The sequence below is a fragment of the Duganella violaceipulchra genome, assembly GCF_019166075.1.
In the GTDB taxonomy this organism is placed as follows: Bacteria; Pseudomonadota; Gammaproteobacteria; order Burkholderiales; family Burkholderiaceae_D; genus Rugamonas; species Rugamonas violaceipulchra.
Map to the genome: position 1 here is coordinate 1 of NZ_JAHTGR010000200.1, position 263 is coordinate 263.

A 263-nucleotide genomic window follows, 5' to 3' on the forward strand; every position below is an offset into this window, starting at 1 on the left:
GTGCACAGCAGGCTAGTCCTGCTGATACTTAAAATATCAAATGTTCACAAGAAGTAATGAAATAGGCGCTACGCAAGTAGTGGCCTGTCAGTATTTTGAGTGAGCGACCCGTCAGCAATGACGGTGGCAGAAATGCCAAATAAACAGAGATTAAACTGAAGAGTTTGATCCTGGCTCAGATTGAACGCTGGCGGCATGCCTTACACATGCAAGTCGAACGGCAGCGCGGGGCAACCTGGCGGCGAGTGGCGAACGGGTGAGTA

The 263-nt window shown here is 50.2% G+C and carries 1 rRNA gene; it reads left to right on the forward strand.

The window, feature by feature from the left end:
• Positions 1-152: 152 nt before the first annotated feature.
• Positions 153-263: ribosomal RNA gene (locus tag KVP70_RS33680) — 16S ribosomal RNA — on the forward strand; the annotation flags it as partial.